The following is a 2,400-nucleotide window of genomic DNA, read 5'->3' as shown; positions in this document are numbered from 1 at the left end:
ACCAGGTGTTCCGCTCCTCGGTGCTTGGCGGCGGACTGTTCCGCATCGGCATTGGTGCCGTGCCGTTCCTGCTGCCGCTGATGTTCCAGATCGGTTTTGGGCTGACGCCGTTCCAGTCCGGCATGATCACCTTCGTCTCGGCGATCGGCGCCATCGGGATGAAGTTTGTCACCGCGCTGATCTTCCGCGTCGCCGGCTTCCGCCGCGTCCTGGTTGTCGGTTCTCTGGTCGCCGCCGCCTCGATCGCCATCAACGGCCTGTTCACACCCGACACACCCTATCTCTTGATGCTGGCCATGCTGCTCGTCGGCGGCTTCATCCGCTCGATGTTCTTCACCGGCGTCAATGCGCTCGCCTATGCCGAGGTTTCGGCTGAAGACACCAGCAAGGCGACACCGATCACGGCGGTGTTCCAGCAGTTGTCGGTCGCGCTCGGCGTGGCGCTGGCCGGCGGAATCCTGGAGGTGTCCACGAGCCTGCACGACAGGTCACTGACGCTGGCGGATTTCCACACCGCGTTTTTCGTCGTCGCGGCGATTTCCGCCGCCGCGTCGCTGTCGTTCATGCGGCTGGCGCCCGATGCCGGCAACGCCATCTCCGGCCACGGCCGCCTGACCACACCCAAGACGCTGGAAACGAGCACGGCGGGGAAGTAGTTCCCTCTTGCCTTCTCCCCTGTGGGAGAAGGTGGATCGGCGCGAAAGCGCCGAGACGGATGAGGGGTGTTCCAGCGGAGTGAAACGTTGGCGCTCCCTGGAGCTCATCCGTCGCCTTCGGCGACACCTTCTCCCAGGGGAGAAGGAAGATCTCGCCCTTTGAAATCCTTGGCCAGCAAATAAAGCTCGACCGATTCATCCCGCGACGCCGGCGGCTTGACGTGATGGACCGAGCGGAAATTCTTCTTGAGCATGGAGAGCAGTTCGTTTTCGGCGCCGCCCTGGAAGGTCTTGGCAAGGAAGTGCCCGCCTGGCTTCAGCACCGACAGCGCGAAATCGGCCGCCACCTCGCACAGATGCATGGTGCGGATATGGTCGGTCCGCTTGTGGCCGGTGGTCGGTGCCGCCATGTCGGACAACACGATATCGGGATCCCCACCCAGCGCCTCGGCCAGCTTCTGCGGCGCCTGCGGATCGAGGAAATCCATCAGCAGCACCGGTGCGCCGGGCACGGCGTCCATTTCGAGATAATCGATGCCGATGACATGCGGCTTGTCGGCCGTCGATTTCGTCCGCGCGGCGGCGACCTGGCACCAGCCGCCGGGGGCGGCACCGAGGTCGATCACCTTCATGCCGGGTTTCAACAGATGATGCTTGTCGTCGATCTCGATCAGCTTATAGGCCGCGCGTGAGCGATAGCCGTCGGCCTTGGAGCGCTGGACATAGGGATCGTTGATGTGGCGCTGCAGCCAACGGCGCGACGATTCCTTCAGCCCGCTCTTCTTCTTGATCCGCGTCTTCAGCACGCGAATGCTGGCGGATCCTGGTTTTTCCGGTTTCTTGGTCATTGCCTGATTTCTGGTCCGGGTTTTCTCGCTCGTCGAGTTGTGCTCATTTTTCGACGTCTGCGCGTTTCGTGAAGGGCTTCCCCCACTCCGTCTCGGCTTCGCCGAGCCACCTCTCCCCCCTCCGGAGGGAGAGGAAGGGAGCCAGCCTGCATAAGTTCACGCCTTTCCTCTCCCCGTCGATCGGGGGAGAGGTGTCGAGCGTAGCTCGACGGAGTGGGGGTCGACTGTTCACGCTCTGCCACGCCCATCGTTGCGCCAGACGCCATCATCGGCCATCAATTCGCTCAAAATACCTTCGCGCAGGCCACGATCGGCGACCCGCAACCGCTCGGACGGCCATACGGCGCGGATCGCTTCGAGGATAGCACAGCCGGCCAGTACCAGATCGGCGCGATCGGCACCGATGCAAGGGTTGGCGCAGCGCTGCTGGAAATCCCAGCCAACCAGTCTTTCGACCATGCGGTCGACGCTGTCGCGGTCCATCCACAGCCCGTCGACACGGCGGCGATCATAGCGCTCGAGTTCAAGGTGGACACCGGCCAGCGTCGTCACCGTTCCGGACGTGCCCAGCAGATGGAAATTCGGGCTGGCCTTGAGATGGCTCAGCCGATCGCGACCGTCGAAGCTGGCCAGCCGGCCGGCAACGTCATCGACCATGGCGGCGAAGATCTCGCGCGTCACCGTGCGGCCGCCAAAGCGCTCGGCCAGCGAGACGACGCCGACCGGCAGCGACGTCCACGACACGATATGATTGGCCAACCTCGGCGAACGGCGGCCGGCGAGATCGATGAGCGCGATTTCCGACGAACCGCCGCCAATATCGAACAGCACGACGCCTTGGGTGTCGCGCTCGACCAGCGAGCCGCAGCCGGACACCGCCAGCCGCGCCTCGGTCT

At 64.1% G+C, this 2,400-nt stretch carries 2 protein-coding genes and 1 pseudogene; 1 reads left to right on the top strand and 2 read right to left on the bottom strand.

Annotation, left to right across the window (positions count from 1 at the left end):
* A partial coding sequence (locus EN969_RS26810) for an MFS transporter (protein ID WP_127419542.1) occupies positions 1 to 656 on the top strand: 656 nt, incomplete at its 5' end.
* A gap of 104 nt (positions 657 to 760) precedes the next feature.
* Here EN969_RS26810 and EN969_RS26805 read toward each other — a convergent pair.
* Both EN969_RS26805 and EN969_RS26795 read right to left on the bottom strand, forming a co-directional pair.
* Positions 761 to 1,504, bottom strand: a complete 744-nt coding sequence (locus EN969_RS26805) for an RlmE family RNA methyltransferase (protein ID WP_013532288.1) — start codon at positions 1,502 to 1,504, stop codon at positions 761 to 763.
* 228 nt (positions 1,505 to 1,732) lie between these two features.
* Positions 1,733 to 2,400 (bottom strand): annotated as a pseudogene (locus EN969_RS26795) (Ppx/GppA family phosphatase); the annotation flags it as partial.

The sequence above is a fragment of the Mesorhizobium sp. M7A.F.Ca.CA.003.01.2.1 genome (assembly GCF_003998945.1).
Lineage (GTDB): Bacteria > Pseudomonadota > Alphaproteobacteria > Rhizobiales > Rhizobiaceae > Mesorhizobium > Mesorhizobium ciceri.
Note: the sequence above shows the minus strand (reverse complement) of the source record. Positions and strands in the feature narration are given on the sequence as shown.

What these genes read in the sequence shown, in the direction of transcription:
- EN969_RS26805 (WP_013532288.1), bottom strand. Translation starts at nt 1,504, where the DNA reads ATGACCAAGAAACCGGAAAAACCAGGATCCGCCAGCATTCGCGTGCTG.